At 66.4% G+C, this 25,446-nt stretch carries 25 protein-coding genes and 1 tRNA gene; 15 read left to right on the top strand and 11 right to left on the bottom strand.

Annotated elements, in window-relative coordinates; genetic code table 11:
• Window positions 1–34: 34 nt before the first annotated feature.
• Window positions 35–418, bottom strand: coding sequence for a glycine cleavage system protein GcvH (gene gcvH, locus ACT4ML_RS14375; protein ID WP_444721478.1), 384 nt, complete (start codon window positions 416–418; stop codon window positions 35–37).
• The gene (gcvT, locus tag ACT4ML_RS14370) at window positions 415–1,512 is read right to left on the bottom strand and encodes a glycine cleavage system aminomethyltransferase GcvT (protein WP_444721477.1); all 1,098 of its coding nucleotides are present in this window, start codon (window positions 1,510–1,512) and stop codon (window positions 415–417) included. Before gcvT ends, gcvH begins: the two co-directional genes overlap by 4 nt.
• 200 nt (window positions 1,513–1,712) lie before the next feature.
• Between gcvT and ACT4ML_RS14365 the strand changes: the two genes are divergently transcribed.
• Window positions 1,713–3,194 (top strand): aldehyde dehydrogenase family protein, encoded by a 1,482-nt coding sequence (locus ACT4ML_RS14365; protein WP_444721476.1) that lies wholly within the window; start codon window positions 1,713–1,715, stop codon window positions 3,192–3,194.
• Between the two features lie 30 nt (window positions 3,195–3,224).
• Here ACT4ML_RS14365 and ACT4ML_RS14360 read toward each other — a convergent pair whose 3' ends face one another.
• Window positions 3,225–4,841: a S8 family serine peptidase gene (locus ACT4ML_RS14360; protein ID WP_444721475.1), complete on the bottom strand. Its 1,617-nt coding sequence runs from the start codon at window positions 4,839–4,841 to the stop codon at window positions 3,225–3,227.
• A gap of 273 nt (window positions 4,842–5,114) precedes the next feature.
• Here ACT4ML_RS14360 and ACT4ML_RS14355 point away from each other — a divergent pair, with 273 nt between their 5' ends.
• Window positions 5,115–5,585 (top strand): NYN domain-containing protein, encoded by a 471-nt coding sequence (locus ACT4ML_RS14355; RefSeq protein WP_444721474.1) that lies wholly within the window; start codon window positions 5,115–5,117, stop codon window positions 5,583–5,585.
• 51 nt (window positions 5,586–5,636) lie between these two features.
• On the opposite strand, the gene ACT4ML_RS14350 is transcribed toward ACT4ML_RS14355, so the two are convergent.
• Window positions 5,637–5,909, bottom strand: coding sequence for a DUF7513 family protein (locus ACT4ML_RS14350; protein ID WP_444721473.1), 273 nt, complete (start codon window positions 5,907–5,909; stop codon window positions 5,637–5,639).
• Window positions 5,906–7,477, bottom strand: coding sequence for a Na+/H+ antiporter NhaC family protein (locus ACT4ML_RS14345; protein WP_444721472.1), 1,572 nt, complete (start codon window positions 7,475–7,477; stop codon window positions 5,906–5,908). Before ACT4ML_RS14345 ends, ACT4ML_RS14350 begins: the two co-directional genes overlap by 4 nt.
• Before the next feature lie 251 nt (window positions 7,478–7,728).
• Here ACT4ML_RS14345 and ACT4ML_RS14340 point away from each other — a divergent pair, with 251 nt between their 5' ends.
• The 4 genes from ACT4ML_RS14340 to ACT4ML_RS14325 all read left to right on the top strand — a co-directional run bounded on the left by ACT4ML_RS14340 (window position 7,729) and on the right by ACT4ML_RS14325 (window position 12,070).
• Complete coding sequence (locus ACT4ML_RS14340; RefSeq protein ID WP_444721471.1) at window positions 7,729–8,580, top strand: TatD family hydrolase; 852 nt, start codon at window positions 7,729–7,731, stop codon at window positions 8,578–8,580.
• A gap of 169 nt (window positions 8,581–8,749) precedes the next feature.
• Window positions 8,750–9,328 (top strand): DUF2150 family protein, encoded by a 579-nt coding sequence (locus ACT4ML_RS14335; RefSeq protein ID WP_006431683.1) that lies wholly within the window; start codon window positions 8,750–8,752, stop codon window positions 9,326–9,328.
• A gap of 225 nt (window positions 9,329–9,553) precedes the next feature.
• Window positions 9,554–10,891 carry a hydroxymethylglutaryl-CoA synthase gene (gene hmgB, locus ACT4ML_RS14330; RefSeq protein WP_444721470.1) on the top strand — a complete coding sequence of 446 codons (1,338 nt, stop codon included), beginning with the start codon at window positions 9,554–9,556 and terminating at the stop codon, window positions 10,889–10,891.
• 153 nt (window positions 10,892–11,044) lie between these two features.
• Window positions 11,045–12,070: an AI-2E family transporter gene (locus tag ACT4ML_RS14325; RefSeq protein WP_444721469.1), complete on the top strand. Its 1,026-nt coding sequence runs from the start codon at window positions 11,045–11,047 to the stop codon at window positions 12,068–12,070.
• Window positions 12,071–12,248: 178 nt separating this feature from the next.
• Here ACT4ML_RS14325 and ACT4ML_RS14320 read toward each other — a convergent pair whose 3' ends face one another.
• Complete coding sequence (locus ACT4ML_RS14320) at window positions 12,249–12,962, bottom strand: DUF2270 domain-containing protein (RefSeq protein WP_444721468.1); 714 nt, start codon at window positions 12,960–12,962, stop codon at window positions 12,249–12,251.
• Window positions 12,963–13,000: 38 nt separating this feature from the next.
• Here ACT4ML_RS14320 and ACT4ML_RS14315 point away from each other — a divergent pair, with 38 nt between their 5' ends.
• The 3 genes from ACT4ML_RS14315 to gcvPB are packed head-to-tail and all read left to right on the top strand — an operon-like array spanning window position 13,001 to window position 16,025.
• Window positions 13,001–13,174 carry a hypothetical protein gene (locus tag ACT4ML_RS14315; RefSeq protein WP_444721467.1) on the top strand — a complete coding sequence of 58 codons (174 nt, stop codon included), beginning with the start codon at window positions 13,001–13,003 and terminating at the stop codon, window positions 13,172–13,174.
• 2 nt (window positions 13,175–13,176) lie between these two features.
• Window positions 13,177–14,514, top strand: coding sequence for an aminomethyl-transferring glycine dehydrogenase subunit GcvPA (gene gcvPA, locus ACT4ML_RS14310; protein ID WP_444721466.1), 1,338 nt, complete (start codon window positions 13,177–13,179; stop codon window positions 14,512–14,514).
• On the top strand, window positions 14,511–16,025 hold the full coding sequence (gcvPB, locus tag ACT4ML_RS14305) for an aminomethyl-transferring glycine dehydrogenase subunit GcvPB (RefSeq protein WP_444721465.1): 1,515 nt from the start codon (window positions 14,511–14,513) through the stop codon (window positions 16,023–16,025). The genes gcvPA and gcvPB overlap by 4 nt, the downstream gene beginning before the upstream one ends.
• 162 nt (window positions 16,026–16,187) lie before the next feature.
• Here the strand turns inward: gcvPB and ACT4ML_RS14300 are convergent, their stop codons facing one another.
• Window positions 16,188–16,364, bottom strand: coding sequence for a DUF7838 family putative zinc beta-ribbon protein (locus tag ACT4ML_RS14300; protein WP_444721464.1), 177 nt, complete (start codon window positions 16,362–16,364; stop codon window positions 16,188–16,190).
• Between the two features lie 125 nt (window positions 16,365–16,489).
• On the opposite strand from ACT4ML_RS14300, the gene ACT4ML_RS14295 reads away from it, so the two are divergent.
• A complete protein-coding gene (locus ACT4ML_RS14295; RefSeq protein WP_444721463.1) occupies window positions 16,490–17,023 on the top strand; it encodes a cob(I)yrinic acid a,c-diamide adenosyltransferase in 534 nt (177 codons plus the stop codon).
• Between the two features lie 68 nt (window positions 17,024–17,091).
• Here the strand turns inward: ACT4ML_RS14295 and ACT4ML_RS14290 are convergent, their stop codons facing one another.
• Window positions 17,092–17,286: a hypothetical protein gene (locus tag ACT4ML_RS14290; protein ID WP_444721462.1), complete on the bottom strand. Its 195-nt coding sequence runs from the start codon at window positions 17,284–17,286 to the stop codon at window positions 17,092–17,094.
• A 106-nt stretch (window positions 17,287–17,392) separates the two neighbouring features.
• Entirely contained in the window at window positions 17,393–19,159 is a 1,767-nt protein-coding gene (locus ACT4ML_RS14285) for an adenine deaminase C-terminal domain-containing protein (RefSeq protein WP_444721461.1), read from the bottom strand.
• 148 nt (window positions 19,160–19,307) lie between these two features.
• On the opposite strand from ACT4ML_RS14285, the gene ACT4ML_RS14280 reads away from it, so the two are divergent.
• The 4 genes from ACT4ML_RS14280 (at window position 19,308) to ACT4ML_RS14265 (ending at window position 21,122) form a co-directional block, all read left to right on the top strand.
• Entirely contained in the window at window positions 19,308–19,586 is a 279-nt protein-coding gene (locus tag ACT4ML_RS14280; protein ID WP_444721460.1) for a DUF7553 family protein, read from the top strand.
• 40 nt (window positions 19,587–19,626) lie between these two features.
• A tRNA-Val gene (locus ACT4ML_RS14275) sits at window positions 19,627–19,701 on the top strand.
• Between the two features lie 240 nt (window positions 19,702–19,941).
• On the top strand, window positions 19,942–20,415 hold the full coding sequence (locus tag ACT4ML_RS14270; RefSeq protein WP_444721459.1) for an Lrp/AsnC family transcriptional regulator: 474 nt from the start codon (window positions 19,942–19,944) through the stop codon (window positions 20,413–20,415).
• Between the two features lie 566 nt (window positions 20,416–20,981).
• The gene (locus ACT4ML_RS14265) at window positions 20,982–21,122 is read left to right on the top strand and encodes a hypothetical protein (protein WP_175416380.1); all 141 of its coding nucleotides are present in this window, start codon (window positions 20,982–20,984) and stop codon (window positions 21,120–21,122) included.
• A 54-nt stretch (window positions 21,123–21,176) separates the two neighbouring features.
• Here ACT4ML_RS14265 and ACT4ML_RS14260 read toward each other — a convergent pair whose 3' ends face one another.
• Together ACT4ML_RS14260 and ACT4ML_RS14255 are read right to left on the bottom strand one after the other, a co-directional pair.
• Window positions 21,177–21,590 carry a hypothetical protein gene (locus tag ACT4ML_RS14260; RefSeq protein ID WP_444721458.1) on the bottom strand — a complete coding sequence of 138 codons (414 nt, stop codon included), beginning with the start codon at window positions 21,588–21,590 and terminating at the stop codon, window positions 21,177–21,179.
• A gap of 141 nt (window positions 21,591–21,731) precedes the next feature.
• Window positions 21,732–23,732: a helix-hairpin-helix domain-containing protein gene (locus ACT4ML_RS14255; RefSeq protein WP_444721457.1), complete on the bottom strand. Its 2,001-nt coding sequence runs from the start codon at window positions 23,730–23,732 to the stop codon at window positions 21,732–21,734.
• A gap of 256 nt (window positions 23,733–23,988) precedes the next feature.
• Between ACT4ML_RS14255 and ACT4ML_RS14250 the strand changes: the two genes are divergently transcribed.
• Window positions 23,989–25,446, top strand: a complete 1,458-nt coding sequence (locus ACT4ML_RS14250; protein WP_444721644.1) for an MATE family efflux transporter — start codon at window positions 23,989–23,991, stop codon at window positions 25,444–25,446.

The following is a 25,446-nucleotide window of genomic DNA, read 5'->3' as shown; positions in this document are numbered from 1 at the left end:
TACGACGCCTGACTCGCGGCGAAAACGAACCGATTCAGGCGATCTGCTCCTCGTACTCGTCGGCCGAGAGGAGCGCCTTGAGGTCGTCGGGGTCGTCCGGGTCGATCTCGAGCATCCAGCCCTCGCCGAAAGGGTCCTCGTTGACGAGTTCGGGGGCGTCGAAGAGCTCGTTGTTGATCGCGACGACCTCGCCGCCGACGGGCGCGTAGAGATCGGAGACGGCCTTGATCGATTCGACGACGCCGAACTCCGCTTCCTGTGCGAGGTCGTCGCCCTCGTCGGGGAGTTCGACGAAGACCACGTCGCCGAGTTCGTCCTGTGCGAAGTCGGAGATGCCCACGCGGACGACGCCGTCGGTCTCGAGTGCCCACTCGTGCGATTCCAGATACCGTCTATCGTCGGGAATGTCGAAGCTCATTGTACTGTGTCGATGAAAGGTGTGGTTTCGACTCGTGCCTTTTTGGACTGGCCACGGACGACCACCTGCAGGGTGGTCCCCGGCTCCGCGTACTCGACCGGGACGTAGCCGAGGCCGATCGGTTTCTCGAGGGTCGGGCTCATCGTGCCGCTGGTGACGGTGCCGATCACCCGGCTCTCGGTGGTCGTGATGTCGTAGCCGTGGCGCGGAACCCCGCGGTCGATCAACTGGAAGCCGACGAGTCGCTCCTCGACGCCGCCGTCCTCGATCGCAGCCAGCGCGTCCCGGCCCACGAACTCGGTGTCGAGGGCCACGGTGAAACCGATGCCGGCCTCGTAGGGCGTCCGCGGGTTCGACTCGGGATCGAAGTCCTGTCCGGCGAGCAGCAATCCGGCTTCGATGCGGAGCGTGTCGCGGGCTCCGAGCCCGCAGGGCTGGCAGTCGATGGCCGTCCAGATCTCCTCGGCGGCCGCCCACGGGACGATCAGTTCGAAGCCGTCCTCGCCGGTGTAGCCCGTCCGAGCCGTCCAGCAGTCGACGTCCTCGATCGTCGCGTACTGGGCCTCGAACCGGTCGAGGTCGGTGATCGGCCCCTCGGCGACGGCCCCGAGCAGGTCGGCCGCGTTGGGTCCCTGCACGGCGAACATCGCGTACTCGTCGGTCCGGTTGTCGACGGTCGCCTCGAGGTCCCACTCGTTGCGGTAGCTGAGCCACCGTTCGTGGGTCGCCTCGTCGGTGCCGGCGTTCGGGACGAAGAGGTAGGTCGGATGGGACTCGTCGGGTAGTCGGTAGACGACGGTGTCGTCGATGATGATCCCGTCCTCGTCGGTGATCGCGGCGTACTGGGAGTCACCGACCGCCAGCCGGCTGACGTCGTTCGAGGTCAGCCGCTGCATCAATTCCGTCGCGTCCGGGCCGGTGACGTGAATCTGACCCATGTGAGAGACGTCGAAGACCCCGACGTCCTCCCGGACGGCCGCGTGCTCGGTCCGGATCGAATCGAACTCGACCGGCATGTCCCAGCCGCCAAACTCCGTAAACTTCGCCCCGCGCTCGTCGTGTATCCCACGTAACGGCGGCGTCTGAAGCGGCATATCCGGAACGTCATCCGCGGAGTAGTAATGTCTTTTCGTCGCTCGAGCGCGAGACGGCCGCTCGAGGGGACGAGGATCGACGGCCGGGGTCGAAACCGATCGCGAACGGGTCGCGTAACCGGTTCCGATTACAACGCGAGGAGCTACCGTCTCCGGTTGCCGAAAACACATGTCCGAAAATAACGTAGCCGGGAGACAGTATGAGCACCCCAACGCTCGAGCCACAGGCCGACTGGGATCAGTTGTACATCGACGGCGAGTGGCGCGACGCCACCGGCGGCGAGACGATCCCGGTCGAGAACCCGGCGAAACAGGACGTGTTTACGAACGTCCCCGCCGGTACCGAGGCGGACGTCGACGCCGCCTACGAGGCGGCCGAGGCCGCACAGTCGGACTGGGCGGCGACGCCTCGAGCGGAGCGCAACGAGATCGTCCAGAACCTGCTCGAGGAGCTCAACGCGCGCTTCGAGGAGATCGCCGGCCTGCTCGCGACGGAGGCCGGCACCCCCGGCTACCGGGCGATGGGCGAGTTCGCCACCGCGACCGGCGACGTGGAAATGGCGCTGGAACTGGAGCCGCCCGAAGAGGAGGTCCGCCCCTCGCCGTCGATCGACGACAAGGACAACCACATCGTCCACGAACCGGTCGGCGTCGTCGGAATCATCTCGCCGTGGAACTTCCCGCTGCACCTCTCCCTGCGAGCGCTCGCACCCGCAATCGCGCTTGGCAACACTGTCGTCCTGAAGCCGGCGACGGACACGCCGATCACGGGCGGGCTGCTCATCGCGAAGCTCTGTGAGGCCGCGGGCGTCCCCGACGGCGTCGTCAACGTCGTCACCGGCCGCGGCTCGGACATCGGCGACCGGATCGCCGGCCACCCGATTCCGCGGGTCGTCTCCTTTACCGGCTCGACGCCCGTCGGCAAGGGCGTCGCCGAGACGGCCGGCAAGAACCTCGCGCTGCCCGCCCTCGAGCTCGGAGGCAACGCGCCCTTCATCGTCACCGACGAGGCCGACCTCGAGCGGGCCGCCCGCGCCGGTGCCTTCGGCTCGTTCTTCCATCAGGGACAGGTCTGTATCTCGATCAACCGCCATCTGGTCCACGAGGATCTCTACGACGAGTACGTCGACCTGCTCGTCGATCACGCCGAGTCGCTCGTGATCGGCGACCCCTCCGAGAACGACGATGTCACGTTCGGACCGGTCCAGAACGAAACCCAGCGCGACGATCTGGTCGAGTTCATCGAGGGCTCGCTCGAGGCGGGCGCGACCCTCGAGACCGGCGGCGAGGCCGACGGCCTGTTCGTCGAGCCGACGGTCCTCTCGGACGTGACCAACGACATGCCGACGGCCTGTAACGAGCACTTCGGGCCGGTCGCACCCGTGATCCCGTTCGCGGACGACGAGGAGGCGATCGAACTGGCCAACGACACCGAGTACGGCCTCTCGGCGGCGGTCTTCTGCGAGGACGCGGAGCGCGCTCGAGCCCTCGCCGATCGCGTCGAGGCGGGCATGGTCCACATCAACGACCAGCCGATCAACGAGGACCACAACGCGCCCTTCGGCGGGGTCAAGCAGTCCGGCCTCGGCCGGTATCACGGCGAGTGGATCACCCGGGAACTCACCGAACCCAAGTGGATCTCCGTGCAGGGAGAAGAGCGCGATTACTTCGTTTTCGAGTGACGGGTGCGTGGCCGGCGGCCTCCGTCGGCGCTACCGTCCCCGCTCTTCGAGTCGCAACGTGTACTCGCCGCTGCCGCTGGTCGCGTAGACGTAGAACCGGAACGTCTCGTCGCCCTCGAGCGAGAGCGTCATCGATTCGACCGCTCCCGTCCCCGTCAACGACTCGTCGTAGGTCCACCGGTCCGGTTTGCTGCCGTCGGCGGTCACGTAGAGGTCGACGTCGCCGTCGGCGGGCCCGTCGACCGAAATCGTGATGGAGCAGGGATCGGCGGTGTTCAGCGCGTAGCTGTACCGATCGCTCTCGCCCCACCAGCCGCTGCCGTCGAGCGAGCCGCTCGCGCTCGCGGTGACGGTCTCGTCGCCGCACTCGCCGCCGGACTCGTCCCCGCTTGCGCCGTCGTCCGAAAACGGGTCGATTTCGACCGCTGCGGCCGCGTCGACGCGCCCGTGGCCCTGTTCGTCTCCGTCGAGGCCGATGTCGACCGCGGTCGCCCGCAGGTGCTCGCGGAGTTCCGTCCGCGAGAGGTCGGGATGGGCCGAGAGCGCGAGCCCCGCCACGCCCGATACCACCGGCGCTGCCATCGACGTTCCCGACATCCGTGCGTAGTCGTCCCCGGTCACGCTCGAGACGATCCGGCTGCCGGGCGCGGCGAGTTCGATCGCCGGTCCGGTGTTCGAAAAGGAGGCGATCGAGTCCCCGTCCTCGAGCGCGGAGACGGCGACGACGGTGTCCTCCGCGGCGGGCGAGAAGACCCGGTCGCTGCCGTCGTTACCGGCCGCGCCGACGAGGAGGACGCCGCGGTCGGCCGCGTACTCGCAGGCCGCGGTCAGCGTGTCGTAGGAGCCGTCGACGCCCAGCGAGAGGTTGACGATGTCGGCTCCGGCGTCGGCGGACCACTGGATCGCGTCGGCGATGTCCGCGAGCGATCCCACGCCGTTCTCGTCGAGCGCGCGGACCGAGAGCAGCGAGCAGTCGCTGATGCCCGCGTGGCCGGTGCCGTCGTCGGTCCCGCCGGCAGCGATGCCGCCGACGTGGGTGCCGTGATCCGCTCCCTGCGACGGGTACGGATCGCCGTCGCCGTCGACGAAGTCCTCGCCGATCCGATCGTCGACGGACGCCTCGAGCGCGGGGTGGTCGTACTGGATCCCCTGATCGACGACGGAGATGACCACGTCGTCGCTGCCGCGGGTGGTCTCCCAGGCGGTCTCGCAGTTGATCTGCTGGGGTGCGTGCTGGTAGTCGTAATAGGGATCGTTCGGCTCGAGGAGCGACTGGACGGTCACGTTCGGTTCCGCGTACTCGATGGCCGGTGAGCTGGTGATCGCATCGATGAAGTCTTCGCGAGCGTGATCGGGTGCTTCCGACGGGAACTCGACGACGGCGTAGTGGATCGACTCGTTCGCGTGTACGATGTCGGCGTTCCCGGGAACGGCGGCGCGGGCCTCGCTGGCCACGTCCGTCGCCGACGGGGAGACGCCGACGAGGATTTCGTCTTTCTTCGGGCCCGGATCGCGGCCGGGCGTCGCGCTTGCCACGCCGCTCGAGCCGATCAGGCCGCCGACGGCGATCGAGCCGGCACCGGTCAGAAGCGTTCGTCGGTCGTAGGTTCGGTCGGGGGTGTCGTCGGGGGGACCGTTCTGTGTCATGGGACGACAGTCATCAATACCTGAAATTAGTAAACTCTTATCGAACTCAGGATCGTTTATGCCGACAAATATCGCACCCATCCGGTTAGAATCGAACAAAATGTACACTTATACCGAGAATATGTACAGGGCGGCGCTGAAGCGACGACGGTGACGGCGAGAAACCGTTCCGGCGTTTTTGCGGTCTGACCGGACGTATCGTCCGGATCGCCGCGGCTCACCGACCCACCGCGTTTCGTCACATCTATCTCGCGGCCGGGGGAACTCCGGGGTATGTTCGACCGCGTTCGCGCCCGTCTCGCCCAGTCCGGCGATCCACAGCACGACGCCGAGCCGGCAGTGGGCCTGTTCGTCGACGGGCCGAACGTCTTCCGCGACGAGTTCGACATCGACCTCGACGACCTCCGCGACGCGGCCCGCGAACTCGGGCGGGTGGGCGTCATCCGAGTCTACCTCGACGAACACGCCACGCCCGGCCTCATTCAGGCCGCCGAGGCCCGCGGCTTCGAAGTGATCGTCACCAGCGGCGACGTCGACGTGAAACTCGCCGTTGACGCGACCGCGCTGGCCGGCGACGGCACCGTCGATCGGCTCGCGATCGCCTCGCGGGATACCGATTTCAAGCCCGTCCTCGAGTACGCGGGCACCGTCGGCGTGGAAACGATCGCGATCGCGCCGGGATCACACGGCCGCTCGGACGCGCTGCAGAACGCGGCCGACGACGCGATCACGCTCGATCAGTGAGACACCTCTCGAGTCGCTGAAAACGAAGTACCGCGCGGATGCCGCGGTGAGCTACCCGTCGTAGGAGCTTTCGCCGACGACCTCGACGAACTCGCCGCGACCGCTCGCGGCCGCCTCGTCGAACTCCGTGATGCGGACCCGCACTTGCTTCTCGACGCAGTCCGGCCCGGCACCCTCGATGACCAGTTCGGTGTCGCCGATGTACGCGCGGCCCGACGTGCCGTTCGACTCCGCGATGAAGACGTCGACTTCGCTGCCTTGCTTGAAGGCGGGCCGCGACGTGCGGAACCGCCAGCCTTTGAAGTACTTTCCGAGGAGGCTCATACGCGAGCCACCTCCTCGGTCTCGCGGTCGGTCACGTACTCGCGGCCGAAGCCGGTCAGCGCGGCGACGATGAAGACGGCGACCAACAGCCACCCCTGAAAGACGTACGGGACGACGTCGATCGGCGTGACGACCATCGACTCGGTAAACCACTCGTAGTCGCCGGGCAGTTGCTGCATCGCCCCGTAGGCGGCGAGGACGCCGCCCGACCACGGGAAGATGTAGCCCATGGCGGCGGTCTGCCCGTCCAAGATGTTCGCCCGGCGGTAGCCGTTCAGGTTGAACCGCTCGCCGATCTTCGAGATGTAGGGGCCGATCGCGACCTCTGCGGCGGTGTTGATCGTGATGATCGCGTTGATCAGTGCCGCGGTGCCGACCATCGTGAGTTCGGCGTTCCGGACGTTCGTCGCGAGGTTTTCGATGGACCACTCGAGGAGCACCTCGAAGGCACCGCCGCGGATCATGATCTGGGCCGCGCCGATGATCAGCAAGACGAGGATCGAGAGTTCGAGGAATCCCGCCACGCCGTCCATTAGGCTCCCGCCGACGCCGACCGCGTTGGCGTCCTCGACGATCGTGAGGATCGGCAGGGACTCGAGCGGCTGGGCCAGCGGCGCGTCCTCGGGCGCGTTGAACATGACGATATCGCCGAGACTCGCCAGACCGAAGACGAGGTTGAAGGCGATCGCGATGACGATCCCCCACGAGATGGCCTCGACGATGTGGCGGCCGGCGACGGCCGCACCGATCACGGCGAGCATCGAGATCACGTGGACGAGGCCGAGGGCCTCGCTGCCATCGAGGAATATCGCTTGGGCCTCCGCGCCGATCTCGAGGCCACCCATCATCCCGCCGGCGACGACGTAGCCGACGAAGGCGATGACGGCGGCGACGATGACGTACTTGAACCGCGAGGCGACGACGCCGCCGATGTCGGCGTCCTGCGTGACGGCGCTGACGATCGTCGTGTCACTGACGGGCGCGAGGTTGTCGCCGAAGATCGCCCCCGAGAGGATCGCGCCGAACAGCAAGACGGGGTTCGCGCCGAGTAAGACCCCCGCCGGGAAGAACAGGCCGACGAAGGCGACGCTCGAGCCGTAGCCCGTCCCGATTCCGGTCGTGAAGACGGCGGCGAGGACGAACGTGATCGCCGGGAACAGCGCCGCGCCGACGCCGGCGGCGTCGGCCAGCCAGACCAGCCCGCCGACGAAGCCGCCGTCTTGCAGAAGCTGGGCGAACATGCCGGCCCAGATCCACGCCACGATCGCCGTCACCGCGACGGGCTGGGTCATCCCCTCGAAGATCGTGTTGGCGTAGGTCTGCCAGTTCCCCCGAACGAAGAACATCCCGAAGATCAATCCGACCAGGATGCCGACGATGAGGCCGCCGGTATCCTCGATTCGCCAGAGCGCGGTCTGAACGATGGCCCAGAGGATGAAGAACACGATCGGAAGCGCACTCATCCCGCGGCCGCCGTAGAACTCGACTTTCGGACCGCCCTCTGTTTCGCCGCTGATGAACTGGTCGGCCGGCCCCTCGTCGGACGGTGGCTCTCCGTCCACACTCATAGTCGATCACTCATACTGTAACACATTCTCACTATCTGGATGGGTCATAATAACTATTGTTGACAGATTTGTCCAATTCGATAGTCGATCGGTATCAATCCTTTACTCAGTAGGGCCGAAGGTTGTGATTTACCTATCGAATTCCGATCGGATCTCGACCGATCGCCGATCGGTTTCTCCGTCCGCTCGCGCCCACCGCTCCCCGCGCCGAAGTCGGTGACCTTTCCAGCGCGGGCCGCCCAGTAACGGCTATGATCGACGAGACGCCGATCCTGGACGACCACCTCCACCTCGATCCGGACAACCACCGCGGGATCGACGCCGTTCGGGACTTCGCTCGGCTGGGCGGCACCCACCTGCTCGTGGTGAACAAACCCTCCTGGCACCTCGGCGTCGAGGCCGAGACCGGCGAGGACTTCCGCGAGGTCTTCGAACGAACCATCGAAATCGTCGCCGACGCCTCGAGCGAACTCGAGGGCCGTGCGTGGCCCGTCCTCGGCGTCCACCCGGGCCTGATCTCGCGGCTGGTCGACGACCGCGACTTCGCGCCCGAGGCGGCTCGCGACCTCATGCAGGCCGGGATCGACGTCGCCGCCGAATACGTCGACGCGGGGGAGGCGCTGGCGCTGAAATCCGGCCGGCCGCACTACGAAGTCGACGATGCGGTCTGGGACGCCTCGAACGCGGTCATGCGCCGGGCGTTCGAACGCGGGGCCGACCTCGAGTGTGCCGTCCAGTTGCACGCCGAAGCCAGCGAGGACATGACCGAGGTCGCGGCGTGGGCCGCGGAGGCCGGGATGGAGCCCCATCGGGTCGTCAAACACTACGCGAGCGGCCGCCTCGAGGGACCGACGCCGAGCGTCATGTGCGAGAAAGACCGCTTAGAGACCGCGGCCGAGCGCGGCGAGCCGTTCCTGATGGAGACCGACTACATCGACGACCCCGACCGGCCGGGGGCGGTACTCGGCCCCAAGACGGTTCCCCGGCGGGTCCGATGGCTCCTCGAGAACGGCTACGACGAGGCGGTCCGGAACGCCCACGTCGAGACGCCGAAGCGAGTGTACGCGATCGATACCGAGGCGACCCTCGACCGAGCGGAGTAATCACTGATTACGTTCACTCGAGTGCGGACAGCAACGACGCTCAAGTGTACAGGAGGGGCGGTAGAGTGGCTGTAAGGTCCACTAAGCGGTTCTTCCACCTCGGTTAAACAGTCACTCGAACCGTCCGGTGTAGAGAAAGGCATTTCAAGCGGCCGGTGTAGGTGTCTGTATGAGCAATCCCCCGACCGAGTTCTACTCGGAGGAACGCTGGCAGAACTGGATCGATCGCATCAAAGACGAAGACATCGATCCGGAGGACGAAGACTCGGCTCGACTCCTGCTCAATCTGCAGGACGACACGGCGATCGCGATCGCCAAGATCGTCGCCGCCTACGACGACGGGGAACTCGGCGAGGAGGAAACGCTCGAGGAGATCAACGACGTTCGCGAGATCGTCCTGAGCGAGGTCGACATCGAGGACGAGGAGAAACTGATCCTCGTCGACGGCGTCCAGACGAGTCTGGTCTGTGTCTTCTTCGCGGCCGAGGAGTACGTCGCCAACGGCCCGGCCGAGGAGGGCACCGTCGGCGACTACCTCAGCGCGGCGGCCGACGCCGAAGCCGAGGAGGACTTAGACGCCGCGCTCGGCTACGCGGCGCAGGCGGGGACGCTCATCATCGACGAGCAGGAACTCGACATGACCGTCGCCGAGGACCTCGACTACGGCCTCGTGACGGAGTGGATCAACGGCCTCGACAGCCTCCAGAGCGCGATGAGCGACCCCGAGGTCGTCGAGGAAGACGAATAACTGCGTTCGCGAGTCCGCGGGTTCGCGTATTCTCGACGTACAGTACCACGCAACCGGATAGCCGCGGGTCGATCCCCCGACTCGAGGCGGGTCTCACGGCCTTCGCCGGTTCCGGTGAAACATTCAATTACGGTCTCGGCGACTCGAGCGGCGGCCGGTTTTTCATCGACGACCGTCGAAACACCGAACGACAATACCTTGTATCGTCACCTGTATTGACCAGACATGACTGCAGTCGGTATCGACGCCGTCGAAATTTGGACCGGGAACCTCAAACTCGACCTCCCCGGCACGTTCGCCCCGGAGAAGGGCGAAGACCCGGAAAAGTACACGAAGGGACTCGGCCTCAACGCCAGTTCGTTCCCCGACAGTTACGAGGACATCGTCACGATGGGGGCAAACGCCGCCCACCGATTGATGGAACGCAAAGGCCTCGAGCCCGACGATATCGGCCGTATCGACGTCGCGACCGAGAGCGCGTTCGACAACTCCAAGCCGGTTTCGACGTACGTCGCTGGCTGTCTCGAGCAGGTCTACGAGTCGGACTTCCATCACGCGAACAAGGGAGAACGGAAGTTCGCCTGTATCGCGGGGACCCAGAGCTTAGACGACGCGTACAACTGGATCCGCGCGGGCCGCAATCGCGGCCGCTCGGCGCTGGTCATCGCGACCGACACCGCGCTCTACGCCCGCGGTGACGACGGGGAGGCGACCCAGGGTGCCGGTGCCGTCGCGATGCTCATCAGCGAGGACCCGAATCTGGTCGAACTCTCCGCCGAACAGGGCTACGGCTCGGCCGACGAGACGGACTTCCTCAAGCCCAACCAGCAGTTCCCGAGCGTCGACGGCAAACGCTCCGTGCAGGTCTACCTCGCACGGATGCGCGAGGCCCTCGAGGACTACGAGAGCGTCGCGGGCGAGGTCCATCCCGACGACCTCGTCTTCGCCCCGTTCCACACGCCGTTCCCGGGGATGGTCCGGAAGGCCGCCCTGCTCGCGTACCGCCACATCACCCGTAACACGGAGGTCGAGGACGAACTGGCCGAGGAGATCGGTCGTCAGCCCCGTCCCGAGGCGTTCGACTCGGACGACGAGTACCGCGACGCCCTCCGGGAGTACATGGACCTCCTCAAGGACACCGAGCAGTACGCCGAGTGGTACGACACGACGATCGATCCGACGCTGACGATCGCCCGCGAGGTCGGCAACTGGTACACCGGCTCCGTCCACGTCGCCCGCGCGAGCGCGCTCAAACACGCCCTCGAGCAGGACCGCGAGATGACCGGCGAGAAACTGCTCGTCGGCTCCTACGGCAGCGGTGCGCAGGCCGAGATTCACTCCGAGACGGTTCGAGAGGGCTGGGCCGAGGAGATCGAGGCCCTGAACGTCGACGAACAGCTCGCCGAGCGCTACGAGATGTCGTGGGACGACTACGAGGAGATCCACGACGCCCACAACCACGAGATGGACGTCGACGTCGAGGAGTTCACGACGCCGAGCGAGGAGTTCGTCTTCGACGGCTGGGGCCGCATGGGCGAACGGAAGTATCGGTACGTCGAGTAGCGGGTTTTTAGCGTAGATTTTTGCGAGCGAGCGCTTGCGCGAGCGAGGAAAAAGGTACGTCGGCATGGGCGAGCGGAAGTATCGATACGTCGAGTAGCGGTCAGAGCGATTTTTAGCGTTGGACTAATCTATCGGGACGTTGCAGCCGGGAGTATGGCAGATCGTCCCGAGCCGCCGACATGGGCCGTCGAGCAACCCGCGCTGACCGCGCTCGCGGTGGTCGGGGCCGGGCTCGGGATTCTCGTTCTCCTGCCGTACCTGCAGTACGTCCTCTTCGGCGGGGTCCTCGCGTACATCCTGTTGCCCCTCCAGTCCCGGCTCGAGAAGCACGTCCGGCCGATGATCGCCGCGACCATCTCGGTCATTACCGCGGTGCTCGTCATCCTGATTCCGCTGGTGTATCTCCTCAACGTCGCCCTCCGACAGACGACACAGCTCGTGGACGCGATCCGAACGGAGAACATCGACCTCGAGATGATCGAATCGGAACTCGCCGACAACGGGTATCCGGTCGATCTCGCGGGGCTGTACGACTCCTATCAGGACGCGATTTCGACCGCCGTGGAGGGACTCGCGAACAGCGTGCTCGATATCGTCGGCGGGCTCCCGAGCGTCGCGATCGGGCTGACCATCACGCTGTTCGTTTGCTTCGCGCTGTTGCGGGACGGCGAGGACCTGCTCGAGTGGCTGTACCGCGTCGTCCCGATCGACGACGAGATCCAGCGGGAACTGTTCGCGGAACTGGATGGACTCATGGAAGCGTCGGTCATCAGCAACGTCCTCGTCGCGGCGATTCAGGCGGTATTGCTCGGAGCGGGACTCATCGTGCTCGGAATCCCCGCCGTGGTGTTGCTCACCCTCCTCACCTTCGTGCTCACGCTGCTCCCGCTGGTCGGCTCTTTCGGCGTCTGGCTCCCGGTGTCGATCTATCTGGTCGCGGTCGGCCGGCCCGTCGCCGCGGGCGCGCTTACCGTCTACGGCGTGCTCGTCATGCTCTCGGATACCTATCTCCGCCCCGCGCTCATCGGCCGCACGAGCGCCTTCAACTCCACGATCGCCGTCATCGGCATCTTCGGCGGGCTCATCACCTTCGGCGCGGTGGGGCTGTTCATCGGGCCCGTCGTCCTCGGCGGCGCGAAAGTCGCACTCGATCTCTTCGCTCGAGAGCGCGCCGGCTGACCGGGACCCGAAGCCGAGGCCGGGTCCGACGCTGCGGGCCTCGTCGAGACGACGAAGTCCGGCGCTGGGTCAGAGAAGGCGGCCGCCGAACCGGAAGTCGACCGACGGATCGCGCGGGTCCGATACCGATGGTGACGGTGGCGGCGATTCCGGTTCCTGAGCGGACCGCCGCTCTCGATCACTCGTTTTTCCAGTCACCCGGCTCGACCCCGTGTATTTCGCCTTTCGCCTCCCGTCCGCCCGGCCACAGTCCGATCCCGATCACACCGGCGAAGAAGAGCCCGAGAAGGACCGCCACGAGCGCGCCGTGGAGCCCCGGCAGTTCGGCGGCTTCGGTCCACCGCTGTTCCGGGGTGAACATCGTGACTTTGAACGTCCAGCCGACCCCGGCCACCGTAAAGAGGAGTCCGTAAACTCGCCGGATTCGCCGTGAGAGGGCCTCTCGAGTCGATACCTTGAACGTGGGATTTCGCAGATCGTCGCTCAGTTCCTCGCGCCACGCCGGGTGTTCGACGCCGACGGGTTCCAAGGCGTTCGCGAACACGTTCTCCTGTACGAACCGGACGCGGGCGCGCCAGTGGTCGTAAAACCGGTAGCGTCGCACCTCGTAGAACAGGAAAATCGAGAGGACGAAGATCCCGATCAGCAGTAAGAAGGCGGGCATGTTCCGACTCGAGAAGACGAGCGAGAGCACGGCGGCGAGCAGCGTGATCGCCCAGTCGGTCGTCCGGTCGATCCGGTCCTGCGCGCTGTTGGCTTGACTGACCTCGCCGCGGTAGAAGTGCGGCAGGACGTCGAGCAGGAATTCGGATTCGTTCGCGACCGCCGCGCCGATCTCCTGGTCGTCGCGGTCGAGCGGGCCGTCCCCGTCGCCGTCGTCGCTGTCGGTCATGGCACCTCTCGACACCACCGCCGCGTATAGTGGCGCGTGTGGCGACTGCAGGGACCGACGCGCTCGAGCGCCAGTCGACCGCGGTCGATACCGCCGAAACGGGTGCGTTCATTACCCCCTGTCCGCTAGAGGCCAGTATCGTGTCTCGGATCGAACGCTGCGATCGGCGCGGGTGGGGCGCGAACGGCTCGATCGATCGAGACCACTGCTAGTCATGCACGGATCACACGCCACGGGGAGCCCGTACGCTCCCCACACGGAGGAGGACCGCACGGCGATGCTCGAGGCGGTCGGCGCGGACACTGTCGAGGACCTCTTCGACATTCCCGCCGACGTCCGGTTCGAGGGCAGCTTCGACATCGACGCGCGAACGGAGCGGGAGACGCGGCGGCTGGTTCGCTCGGTGCTCGGTCGCAACGACGACCTGACCGAACTGCTCGGACGCGGCCACTACGGCTACTACGTCCCGTCGCTGGTCGACCACCTCGCGGACCGCTCGGAGTTTCTCACGTCCTACACGCAGTACCAGCCCGAGATCTCGCAGGGGTTCCTGCAGGCCCTGTTCGAGTACCAGTCGCTGCTGGTCGAACTTACGGGTCTCGCGGTCGCGAACTGCTCGATGTACGACGCGGCGACGGCGCTCGGCGAGGCCGCCACGCTGGCCGACCGCGTCCGCGACACCACGGGCCACCGCGTGCTCGTCCCCGAACGCCTGCGCGAGGAACGGCGGAGCACCCTCGAGAACTACGTCGCCGGCACCGATCTCTCGGTCGAGACCTACCCGGTCGACGACGGCAACGTCGATCTCGGGGCGCTCGAGGCGTCCGTCGACGAGGAGGTCGTCATGCTCTACGCCGAGAACCCCACGGTACGGGGGACGATCGAGGAGCACCTCGAGGCGGTCGGCGACCTCGCGGCGGCCAACGACGCGCTCTTCGTCCTCGGTTCGGATCCGATCGCGCTCTCCGTGCTGCAACGTCCCGTCGACGTGGGCGCGGACGTCGTCGTCGGTGATGCGAGCGTGCTCGGGCTCCCGACGAGCTACGGGATGGGACTGGGACTGTTCGCGACGCGGGAGGACTACCTCCGGCAGGTCCCCGGCCGACTGGTCGGGGCCAGCGAGGACGCGACCGACCGCCGGGCGTTCACGCTCACCCTGCAGACCCGCGAACAGCACATCCGCCGGGAACGCGCGACGAGTAACATCTGTACGAATCAGGCGTGGGTCGCGCTCCGGACCGCGATGCACGCCGCCGTCCTCGGCCCGAGCGGCATGGTCGACCTCGCGGAGCGCGACGTGCGGCGAGCGCGGGACCTCGCAGCCCGTCTCGACGACATCGTCGGCGTGAAAGCACCGGTCCACGACCGCCACCACCTCCGGGAGTTCGTCGCCCGCGTCGACCAGCCCGCGACGGCCGTCGCCGAGGACCTCGAGCGACGCGGCTTCGCGGTCCACGTCGTCGGGGATCACGAGATTCAAGTCTGCGTCGCCGGCGTGTCCGACGACCGAATCGATCGGTTCGCCGAGGCCGTCGAGGAGGTGGCGCGATGAGCGACGACCGACCCGCCGGCGAGGCGAATTCGCGCTACGACCAAGCCCGGTACATCGAGAACGGCGAGTACGAACCGCTGCTCTCGGAGAAGGATCTGACGCGAGTCGAGATCGGCAGTGGTGAGGGTGACGGTGGCGACGAGAGCGATGGCGACGGCGACGACTCCCCGCTCCCCGACGACCTCACCCGGGACACCCTCGAGTTACCGGAACTCTCTGAACCCGAACTGGCGCGTCACTACACGCGGCTCTCCCAGATGATCTACGGGATCGACAGCGGGCCGTACCCGCTGGGATCGTGTACGATGAAGTACAACCCGAAGTTCACCGAGGACGTGGCCGCGCTCCCCTCGGCCGCCGTCCACCCCGACCGGTCCGAGGGGTCCGTCCAGGGTACCCTCGAACTTCTGTATCGGCTACAGGACTATCTGGGTCGGATCGGCGGGATGGACGCGGTGACGCTCCAGCCGCCCGCGGGCGCTGCCGGCGAGTTCGTCGGCATCCGCGTCGCCGCGGCCTACCACGAGCACAACGGCGAGGGCCACCGCGACGAGGTCATCGTCCCCGAGAGCGCCCACGGGACCAACTTCGCCAGCGCCGCGCTGGGCGGCTACGACGTGGTTTCCCTGCCCAGCGACGACGAGGGGCGGGTCGATCTCGAGGCGCTCGAGGCCGCACTTAGCGAGAATACCGCGGCGCTGATGCTGACCAATCCGAACACGCTCGGCCTGTTCGAACGCGATATCACGGAAATCGCCGAGATGGTCCACGACGTGGGCGGCCTGCTCTACTACGACGGCGCGAACCTGAACGCCCTGCTCGGCCGCGCTCGGCCCGGCGACATGGGCTTCGACGTGATGCACTACAACGTCCACAAGACGTTCGCGACGCCCCACGGCGGCGGCGGGCCGGGCGCGGGGCCGGTCGGCGTCGTCGACGACCTCGCCCCGTTCCTGCCCGCGCCTCGAGTCAGGGAGCGCGGCGAGGAATCGACATCCGGCGATCCGATCTACGAACGCTTTGAGCCCGAGCACACCATCGGCAAGGTCCACGGGTTCGACGGCAACTGGCTGGTGCTCGTCAAGGCATTCGCCTACATCGCGCGCCTCGGCGACGAGGGGCTGGCGGACGCGAGCGCCTCCGCGGTGCTCAACGCGAACTACCTCGCCGAGCAGGTCGAGTACGACGTACCGTACGGGCCGTTCCACCACGAGTTCGTCGCCAGCGCCGGCGAACAGGACGCGGCCGACGTGGCCAAACGGATGCTCGATTACGGCGTCCACCCGCCGACGACCAAGTGGCCCGAGATCGTCCCCGAGGCCCTGATGACCGAACCTACCGAGGTCGAGAGCAAGGACACGCTCGATCGGCTCGCCGCCGCGTTCAACGCCGTCGCTGGTGAGGATACGGAAACGCTCGAGGACGCGCCCGAACGGACCACCGCGCGCCGGATCGACCAGACGAGCGCCGCGCGGACGCCGCGGCTCTCGTGGCAGTCGCTCTCGGAATAAGCGTTCGTCTCCGTTCCGTGGATTCTAGATCGCGACAGAGCCGCTGAGAGGCAGAGCTATAGTCGATCACCCCTCCTCGAGTTCCAGGGAGGACGGTGGGTCTGGCGACTCGGACGTGGAGTCGTCTCCGAGAGTAACGTGAAAATCGAGGAAACCGACGGCTTACGCCGTACTCGAGTCGACGGCGGTGCCGTTGTCGCCGATGCGGACGAAGCCATAGTCACAGTCCGGGCAGTGCCATTTGACCTTCTCGCCGAGGTGAAGCGTCGTACTGGCGGCGCGGTAGAACGTCTTCTCGCCCCCGCAGTTCGGACACTCGTGGTCGAGTTCCAGAGCCATACCCGACGGTAGTGAGCGAAGCGAGTTTAACGTACTGATTCCTCGGGCCGACTCGAGACCGGCGGAACGTGGCTGGGGGCTCGAGTGACAGGGAAGTTAAGTGGAATCCCGCCGTCGGTTCGGTCATGTCGATTTACACCGGCCGCGGCGACGACGGGGAGACGGATCTCCGGGACATGACCCGCGTCTCCAAGTCGAGTGCCCGAATCGAGGCCTACGGGACCGTCGACGAACTCAACGCCCTGATCGGCACTGTTCGGCCGACGGATCACGACGATATCGACGATCGCCTGTCCGAAATCCAGAATCACCTCCACGTCGTGCAGGCGGACTTCGCGAACCCCGAACCCGACGAGGACGACCCCGCAATCGACGCCGACCACGTCGAGACCGTCGAGGACTGGATCGACGAGTACGACGAGGAACTCGAGCCCCTGACCTCGTTTATCCTGCCGACCGGCAGCGACGACGGGGCGGCCTTACACCACGCTCGCACCGTCTGTCGGCGCGCCGAGCGGCGGGCGGTCGCGCTGGCGACGGACGAACAGATCAACGAGGACGCGGTCCAGTATCTCAATCGCCTCTCCGACGGGCTGTTCACGTTCGCCCGCGTCGTCAACGCCCGCGACGGCGAACCGGAGGAAGCGCCCGACTACTAGCCCTCGAATCTCTGGCTCGAACGCCGGTTCGCTCCTCGACGCCGAGTCCGAGCGAACGAGCGGGGAGCCTACGCGGTCTCGACTGACGGCGGCAACTCGATCGCGACGAGTTCGTGTCCCGTCGCTCGCCGGTGGTCGGCTCCGATCCGGGTCGCCTCCTCGCGGCCGTCGGCCGCCCGCTCGTACGAACAGCCGTCGCAGTCCACGAGGAACCGCTTCGTCGCTTCGCCAGCGGGGGCCGCGGCCGTCTCTTTCGTTGCCATACGCCTCTAGTTGGCGACCGACTGCTTGAACCGTCCGCCAAAAGGCGTTGGAACTCGCCGCCGATCGCCGGCCAGCGGACGCGACGGATCGACCCGACAGGGACGCTCATGCCGACGAATTCTCCGGCTCGAGGCCGACGACCGACCGTCCGAGGACGTCCGCGTAGCCCGAGGCCGTGAGTTTCAGCGCGGGAACGCCGGGGAACGTGAGCGTCTGGAGGGTCAACAGCGGCCGCTCGATACCGACGCCGCTCTCTCGAAGCGCGTCCTCGAGCGCGCCGAACTTCGTTGCGAACGTTTCGGGGGAGAGTTCCGCTGCGGTCGCGGCGATCGGCATCGCGAGGTCCGCGACGACCTCGCCGTCGCGAGCGACCGCGAAGCCGCTGCCCATCGACGCGACGCGACCTGCGGCCACGACGGCGTCATCGGTGTCCGCAGCGACGGTCACCAGTCCGGTCGTTTCCCACGTTCCGGTCGTGGCGACGGCACCCGACTCGAGGCCGTAGCCGGTGAGGAAGCCGGTGAAGCCCCGGTCCTCGGTCGCCGGGTCGCGGTCGAGCAGCGTCGCGGTGAGAACGTCGCCGTCGGGGTCGGGACCGAGCCGCTGCTCCGAGTCGTCCCCGCCGGTATCGATCCCGGCGTCGGCCGTCGTTTCGGTCGTCACGAGCCCCTGCTCGACCGCCATCGCGCGGACGGTTCTGTCAGGTGCGGCCTCGAGCGGCGCGGTAAAGCGCTCGCGCTCGAGGTCGACCGAAACGGTGTCGTAGACGTAGTCGGGGTACGGGTCAGTTCTGGCCTCGACGACGGGGTCGCCGTCGGCGACGACGCGGTCGCCCTCCGAGAGGACCGTCTCGACGGCCATCGTCTCGAGGTTCTCGACGACGAGCAGGTCGGCGACGGCCCCGGGTGCGACGACGCCGCGGTCCGCGAGCCCGAAGTGGGCCGCGGTGTTTCGAGAGGCGGCGTCGATCGCGTCCGCCGGCCGGATTCCGGCGTCGATCAGTCGCCGGACGATCTCGGCCATGCCGAACCCCTCGAGGAGATCCCCCGGCCAGACGCCGTCGGTCGAGAGGGAGACGCTTCCCGGGTCGAGGTCCGGATAGGCGTCGATGAGCGCGTCGAGATCGTCACGGATCGAGCCGCAACGGCCGACCACGTGGATGCCGTTCTCGGCGCGTTCCCGAACGCCGTCGGCCGAAATGGCCTCGTGGTCGTTGTCCGTGACGGTCGCGAACGCGCGCAGCGAGTCGCCCCGACAGCCCGCTCCGTGGCCGACGATCGGGACGCCGCCGTCGCGAGCGCGTTCGTAGAGCCGCTCGATCGGTGCGTCCCGGCCGACGACGTGGACCCAGTCGATCTCGCCGACGCCGACGACCCGCTCGCGCTCGAGCAACCTCGAGAGTGCCTCGAGTTCGGCGGTGGTGCCGGTCGCCGGCTCGAACGTGTCGACGAAGGCCTGCGGCGGGAGGGTGAGATACGTCGCGATCGGACAGTCGGCGGTCCTCTCGAGGAACGTCTCGACGCCGCGGCTGCCGAACAGCAGTCCCAGCCCGGAGCTCTCGGTGACGACCGCGGTCGTGCCGGTCGCGAGCAGGTCGGGGACCGCCCGATCGAAAATCAGCTGGATGTCCCCGTGCGTGTGGGCGTCGATCAACCCCGGGAGGACGACGCGGTCGGTCGCCGAGACGACCGTCGTTTCGGGCCCGGTCACGGAGTCGGCGTCCTCGAGCAGTGCGGCGATCCTGTCGCCGACGACGGCGACGTCGCGCTCGAGGAATTCCCGCCGGTTCGAGCAGTAGACGCGGCCGCCCTCGACGACTAGATCGGCGGTCGCCCCCTCGTGCTCGAGGGCGACCGACTGTAACTCGTTCATGGACGGTCATTCTCGTGCAGGATCCTATGCGAATCGGTCGCGCGAGAGCGGGTGCGGTCGCTCCAGTCCGTCCGCGTCGGCTCGACCCGATTCTGTTGCCGACGAAAGAACTATATCCTCGCTCGGCCTCTCTATGGGAGAGAATCACATGAACAAGCACTTCGACGACAGCCGTTACTACCTCTCCCGCGCCGCCGAACACGCCCGCCTCGGTCTTACCGAGTCCCTCGAGCCGCTCGCGGATCGGGTCCGAACATACCTCGGTCGGGACCCGGAACCGGAGCCCGAATCCGGCCGCTTCGACGGCGTCCGCGAAGACGTGACCGCACTCGAGACCCGCGCCACGGCGCGGGCCCGCGGGGCGCTCGGGTCCGTTCGTGATCGGGTGACGGCGCGTCGCTCGCTCGAGGCCGCCGCCGATCGGTGAAAGGAAGTCTTAAGTCGAACGCACGGGAATCACCTCGTGCGGGTTGGTGATCTAGTCCGGTTATGATACCTCCTTCACACGGAGGAAGTCGGCAGTTCGAATCTGCCCCAACCCACTCATTTTGCTGCGAGCAATCCGCGAGCAGCGAATTCGTCCCACTCGCTTCGTTTGTGAGAACTCTCGGTGGATGTCCACCAGCGGGACGGGCGAGTAAGCGAAGGAGTAGACGGCAGCATTTTCGAGGAAGGAGATCGAGGCTGTCGTGGTCAGTACCGGTGACGCATCCATCGGTCAGTAGAGAGCCCCATCTATTTTCGGTATAACCCTCTTCACTGCCCCGTCGTAACCACTGAACATGGATGGATCATCGCTCGATGATGTCGATAGAAGCATCCTCCACTATCTCCAAGACAACGCTCGCAACACCGTCACAGACATCGCTAACGAGGTCGGGGTGTCGGGAAATACCGTCAGGAATCGAATGGAAGAACTCGAGGAGAGCGGTATCATCAAAGGGTACAGCGTCGATATCGATTACAAGGAGGCTGGCCTCGATCTCCACTTCGCCTTTACGTGTACTGCCTCTATCAGTAAGCGCGAAGAGTTAGCAACGGGCATTCTCGATATTCCGGGTGTGATCGAAGTTCGGGAATTCATGACCGGGCAGGAGAACATCTACCTTGAGGCGTTAGGGACGGATGCAGGAGATATCACACGGATCGCACACGATATCGACGCGTTAGGAGCAGAGATTCACATTGAAAAGTTGATTCGAAACGATTACAGCCACTCCTTCGGGCCGTTCAGCCGACCGGACGACAAACCATAAGCTGGCATAGAAATATTTATGCGCATAATCGCGAATTTTTCAAAATAAGGGCGTCAGGTGTGGGTGATTGGAATCACGGCCAGTGTGTTTATAGTCATTCGAGAAATAGTGGAGTGTGAGTTCGGCGTTCGGATCTATCAGGTGACACATGAGTAATACAGAAGAAGTACGCAGTTTAGAGGATGAATCCGTAATCGAGCGAGGGAACCAATACGATCACGCGACGTACGGTCGCGTTACGGTGACTGGAATTTGGAAGGGTGTGCATCAAGTTGACCGAGCGCGGAATACAAGCGACACCGGTGTGATCATCGTTCGATATTCAGCGGATCACAACGGGGGAGTCGATGAGGCTGATGAGCTTACGGATACGCTCGACGAGTTTCTGGCCGCTATTGAATGACGATCGCTGATCGATGCGCACGGATACGTGGCAAATCTATTTCAGTAGTTCCGTCCGAGCTCAGTACGTCACCCCCGATTTTGGCAGCCTTTCAGTAGAAGCTGTTCCCCCACGAGCAAGCAGCGACGAAACTTAAGCCGTCTCGAGTGGTACGAATCCGCATATGCCCTACCAGCTACAGTGTGACGGGTGCGACCTCGATCGCGAGCACGCGGATTGGGCCGACGCGAACGAGGCGGCGAGCGACCACGAGGCCGAGTATGGCGACCACTGGGTGAGTATTATCGACCTGCAGGAGGCCTGAGAGGGCCGTCGACCGAGAGTTGAGCCGCAGTCTCACCGCCGAGGTGACGGACCGCTACCGTTCCTCGAGTCCGTTCTCCCGGGCGAGATACGCAGACAGGATGGCGGTGTGTACCGTTCGACTGTCCGTCTCCTGAATCGTGGCGGCCGCCTGAAAGCGTTCGCGGGCGCGGGTCACCGTCTGTGGCTCGGCGGCGAGGTGCGCGAGTGAGAACGCGTCGGACGCGACCGCTCGAGCGGCCTCGAAATCCGCCTCGTCGTAGAGGTCGGCGAAGTCGGTGACCACGTCCGAGACGAGCCGGTCGGTCGCGTCGGCACCGGGATCGCCCGCCGGGACCGCGTCCGCGCCGTCGAAGTAGTCGTCGTAATCGACGACGCCGGCCGCCTCGTACAGGTGCGACTCGAGCGCGTCGAAGACGTGCTCGGAGACGTACACGCCGAACAGCTTGTATCGATCGTCAGTCGTCATGAGTCGAACTCGCGTCTCTCGCGACCAATGGCCTCGAGTACAATAAAGCCGGACGGCGTCGACGCGCTCGAGCCGCGGAGCCGGGTCCCGATCGAACCCGACCTTGAGATCCGAAACGCTCGAGGGCGACCGTGGGACTGCTCAGCCGTCGGCCTGCTCGATCCAGCCCGCCGCGCGCTTCTCGGTGACCGCGGCGGCCTCGGCGACGGTCTCGACGTCCGCTCGAGCGAGATCGTCGAGCGAGGTGATGCCCGCGTCTACGAGGCGCTTGCGGTACATCGCGTCGACGCCGTCGACGAGTTCGAGTCGACCGCCGACCTCGCGCTCATCGGACTCCGACATCGCGGCGGCGATTTCGAAGGGCGCGCTGGCGGCCGTTTCGAGGAGCGCCAACTGCTGGCGCTGCAGCGCGACCTGCCCGGAGAGGGCACTGCGGGCGAGTTCCCGTTGGAACTCGAGTCCGTGCTCTATGGCCTGCGTGCCCGGTTTCAGTGCCGCTCGTTGGAGGGCGAAGGCGGCCGAGAACGGACCGGACGGTCGACTTCGATCGTCGTCGGTCGAACTCGCTTCGGCCGTCGTAGTTTCGGACTCCGTCTCGAGATCCTCGAGTGCCGTTCGATCGCGGTCTCCGGCCGTCTCGGCGGGACGGTGATCGACCCCGTCGGCCTCGTCGGTGACGATCCGGCGGTCGACCGCCTCGACGCCGTCGCCGGCGTCCGTCGGCTCTCCCTCGATCGCGTCGGGACCGATGTCGGCTCCGGGGTCGCGATCCGCCTCCGCAACCGATTCGAGATCGGGGCCGGTCTCTAGCTCGTCGGCCAGATCCGTCTCCGCGGCTGCCCTCGAGCCCGCATCACGCTCGCGTTCGTCGGGCTCGTCGCTCTCGACAACCGACTCGAGGTCGGGGCCGCGGTTCAGTCGGTCGACTACGTCGCTCGTGTCGGCTCCCGTCTCTGCATCGGCGGCGACCGCGTCGGTGCCGCCGGGTTCGTCGACCGATTCGATGTCGATCCCGGTGTCCAGTTCGTCCGCCAGATTCACGTCCGCGGTCGGGTTTCGCTCGTCGGCGTCGTCCAGCCCGTCGCTCACGTCCTCGAGCGACCCGCCGTCGACGCCGCCGGTGACCGCATCGGCGAGGTCCGTTTCGGAGTCCGATCGGTCGTCGCTCACGGCTTCGTCGTCCGGCTCGCTTTCCGTCGGCGTTTCCCCATCGGTCACACCGCGCTCGTCGGCCATATCGACCGTCGAGGCCGCCTCGTCGGGCACCCCCTGATCCCCCCGATCCCCCTGATCGGGAGTGTCCTCCGCCGAGTCGGCCGTCGTCCCCGTGGCCGGTGTCTCGTCGTTCCAGGACGGTTCCCCGAAGTCGTCTTCGTCGACTGATTCGTCGACCTGATCGGTTCCCTCGACTGCAGTCGACCCCGCAGCGTCGGCCGTCTCCGCGGAGTCCGGCCCATCGATCGTTGCAGATTCGTCGATCGCTGCGGTCTCCTCGAGTCCGTCTCGTGCGTCGGTATCGACCGCCTCGTCGGCCGCGCTCGGGGCCTCGAACGTCCCTCGCTCTTCGGTACGAAGCGGGTCGGTGTCCGCCGCCGACTCGTCGGGTTCGGTTCCCGTCTCTGCGGTGTCCGCCGCGGGATGTGTCTCGTCGATGTCCGCCGGTTCGTCAGCGCCGCCCGTCTCCGTCGTCTGATCCGTCGGTTCAGTCCGTTCCGTGTTACTCGCCGGCCCCGCGCGTTCGACCTCGGTGATCCCCTCGTCGCCGGTCTGCTCCCGATCCGTGGCGACATCGCGCTCGAGCCCGTCGGAATCGGCGGACCCGCCTTCGGTCTCGAGGGTCGGATCGTCCGTCTCGGGACTGCGAGCCGGTTCGTCGGTCCCGTTCTGCGCGTCCGGCGCTTCGGGGTCCGACTCGAGCCGAATCACGTCGTCGGCGGTCGTTTCGATCGCGTCCTCGTGGACCATCACCGTGTCCTCGTGCGCCCGTTCCCAGCCGAGGGCGGCCTTGATCGAATCCATCACTCCCGGGTTCGGTTCGACGACGGCGGTGTCCCCCTCGACCGCCGCGACGGTCCCGATCACCTCGCCGTTCGCACTCTCGACCGTTTTTCCGACGGCCGATTCGGAAAGCCGTGCACACATATCCGTGGGTGGGCCGGTCCGGGACAAGCCAGTGCTGCCTGCACCCGCGGGTCGCCCGGGCAGCGAACACTGTGGCTCGAGGCGGGACACCCCGTCGCTGTGCCCACTCTAATTCATATTGAAACGTAGTAATACGTGACCCATTCGCTCGCATACTACCGGTAGCGCCGTCGATAGCGAGTGATCGACCATGATGTATCGTTGAGGTATAAAGCGTTTTAGCGCTGAGGCCAGAAGGTCGAACGTGGCTTCTCGAGTGCCGAATCCGTTCCGCTGGCTCCTGCTCTCGATCGGCTATCTGCTCGCGCGGGCCGGTATCGTCGACCCCCGTCGCGTCGAGCGGACCACCGATCTCGCGTGGCCGCGGATCGTTACCGGAATCGCCCGGATGTCGAAGTCCGCGGCGGACGTGGCGATGGTCGGGATCGCCCTCGGCCCGGCAGCGATCGCTGGCGTCGGCTTCGCGACCCCCTTCTGGGCGATCGCCTTCGCGGTCGGCGGCGGGATCGCCGGCGCGACGATCAGTCTGGTCTCCCAGCGGTACAGCGCGCAGGCGACCGAAGAACTGTCGCTCGCAGTGACGACGAGCGCGCTCGTCGTCGTCGCGATTACCGTCCCGCTGGCGGCCCTCTACTGGACCGTTCCCGAGCGACTGATCTCGCTCGTCGGCGACGACGCCGCGTCGCTTTCCTACGGCGCGGACTACCTCCGTGTCGTCGCCCTCGGGGTCCCCTTCGCCGGCCTGAATCTGATCGGGAGCCGAACCCTCGTCGGAGCCGACGACGCGTGGACGCCCATGACCCTTCGGGCGGGCGGTGCTGTCGTCAACATCGCCGTCAACGCCGTCCTGCTGTTCGTCCTCGAGATGGGCGTCGTCGGCGCGGCGATCGGAACGGTGCTGGCGAACGTCCTCGTGCTGGCGGCGTTCATCACCGGATTCACCCTCGGTCGACTCCCGCTGATCGGCGAGTTCCCCGTGACGATCGACCTCTCGCGGCCGTACACTACCCTCGAGGACGTCCGCGACGTGGTCGATATCGGCACCCCGCTGCTGTTTACGAACGTCGCCCGACGGGCCGCACAGTTCCCGATGCTCGCCATCGTCGCGCTGTTCGGGCCGAACGTGGTGGCCGCCTACGTCATCGCTCGCCGCGTCCGGGACCTGATGGACACCCCTGGCTGGGGCTTCTCGCTCGCCTCGAGCAGTCTGGTCGGGCAGGAACTCGGCACCGGCGACGAAGGGGACGCCGACATATACGGCCACGAAGTGCTCTGGTTCGGCGTCGCCGTCTACCTCTTCAGCGCGACCCTCGTGCTCGTCTTCGCCGAGCAGGTCGGCCGGCTCTTCGTCGACGATCCGTCGATCCTGCCGCTCGTGACCACCTTCATCGTCGTCGCCTGCGTGAGCGTCATCTTCCGCGGCGTCAGCGGCGGCGCGACCGGTCCGCTCCGCGCCAGCGGCGACACCCGGTGGCCGTTCTACGGCCAACTCCTCGGGCTGTACGTGTTCGCGCTCCCCGTCGCCACCCTCGGTGCCGTCTCGGTCCCGCTTCCGGTCCTCGAGCTGATACCCCCGCTCGGAATCGGGGCGCTCTACGCGGCGCTGGTCTTGGAAACCCTCGTCCCCGCCGTGGTCACGTACTACCGGTTCGCCGCCGGCCACTGGAAGGTCATCAGTCGCGGGTACCGTCCCGAAACGTCGCCGAGCGACTGA

Source organism: Natrinema sp. LN54 (assembly GCF_052439245.1).
Classification (GTDB): Archaea; Halobacteriota; Halobacteria; order Halobacteriales; family Natrialbaceae; genus Natrinema; species Natrinema versiforme_A.
The sequence above is the reverse complement of the archived record's forward strand: the minus strand, read 5'-3'. Positions and strand labels throughout refer to the sequence as shown.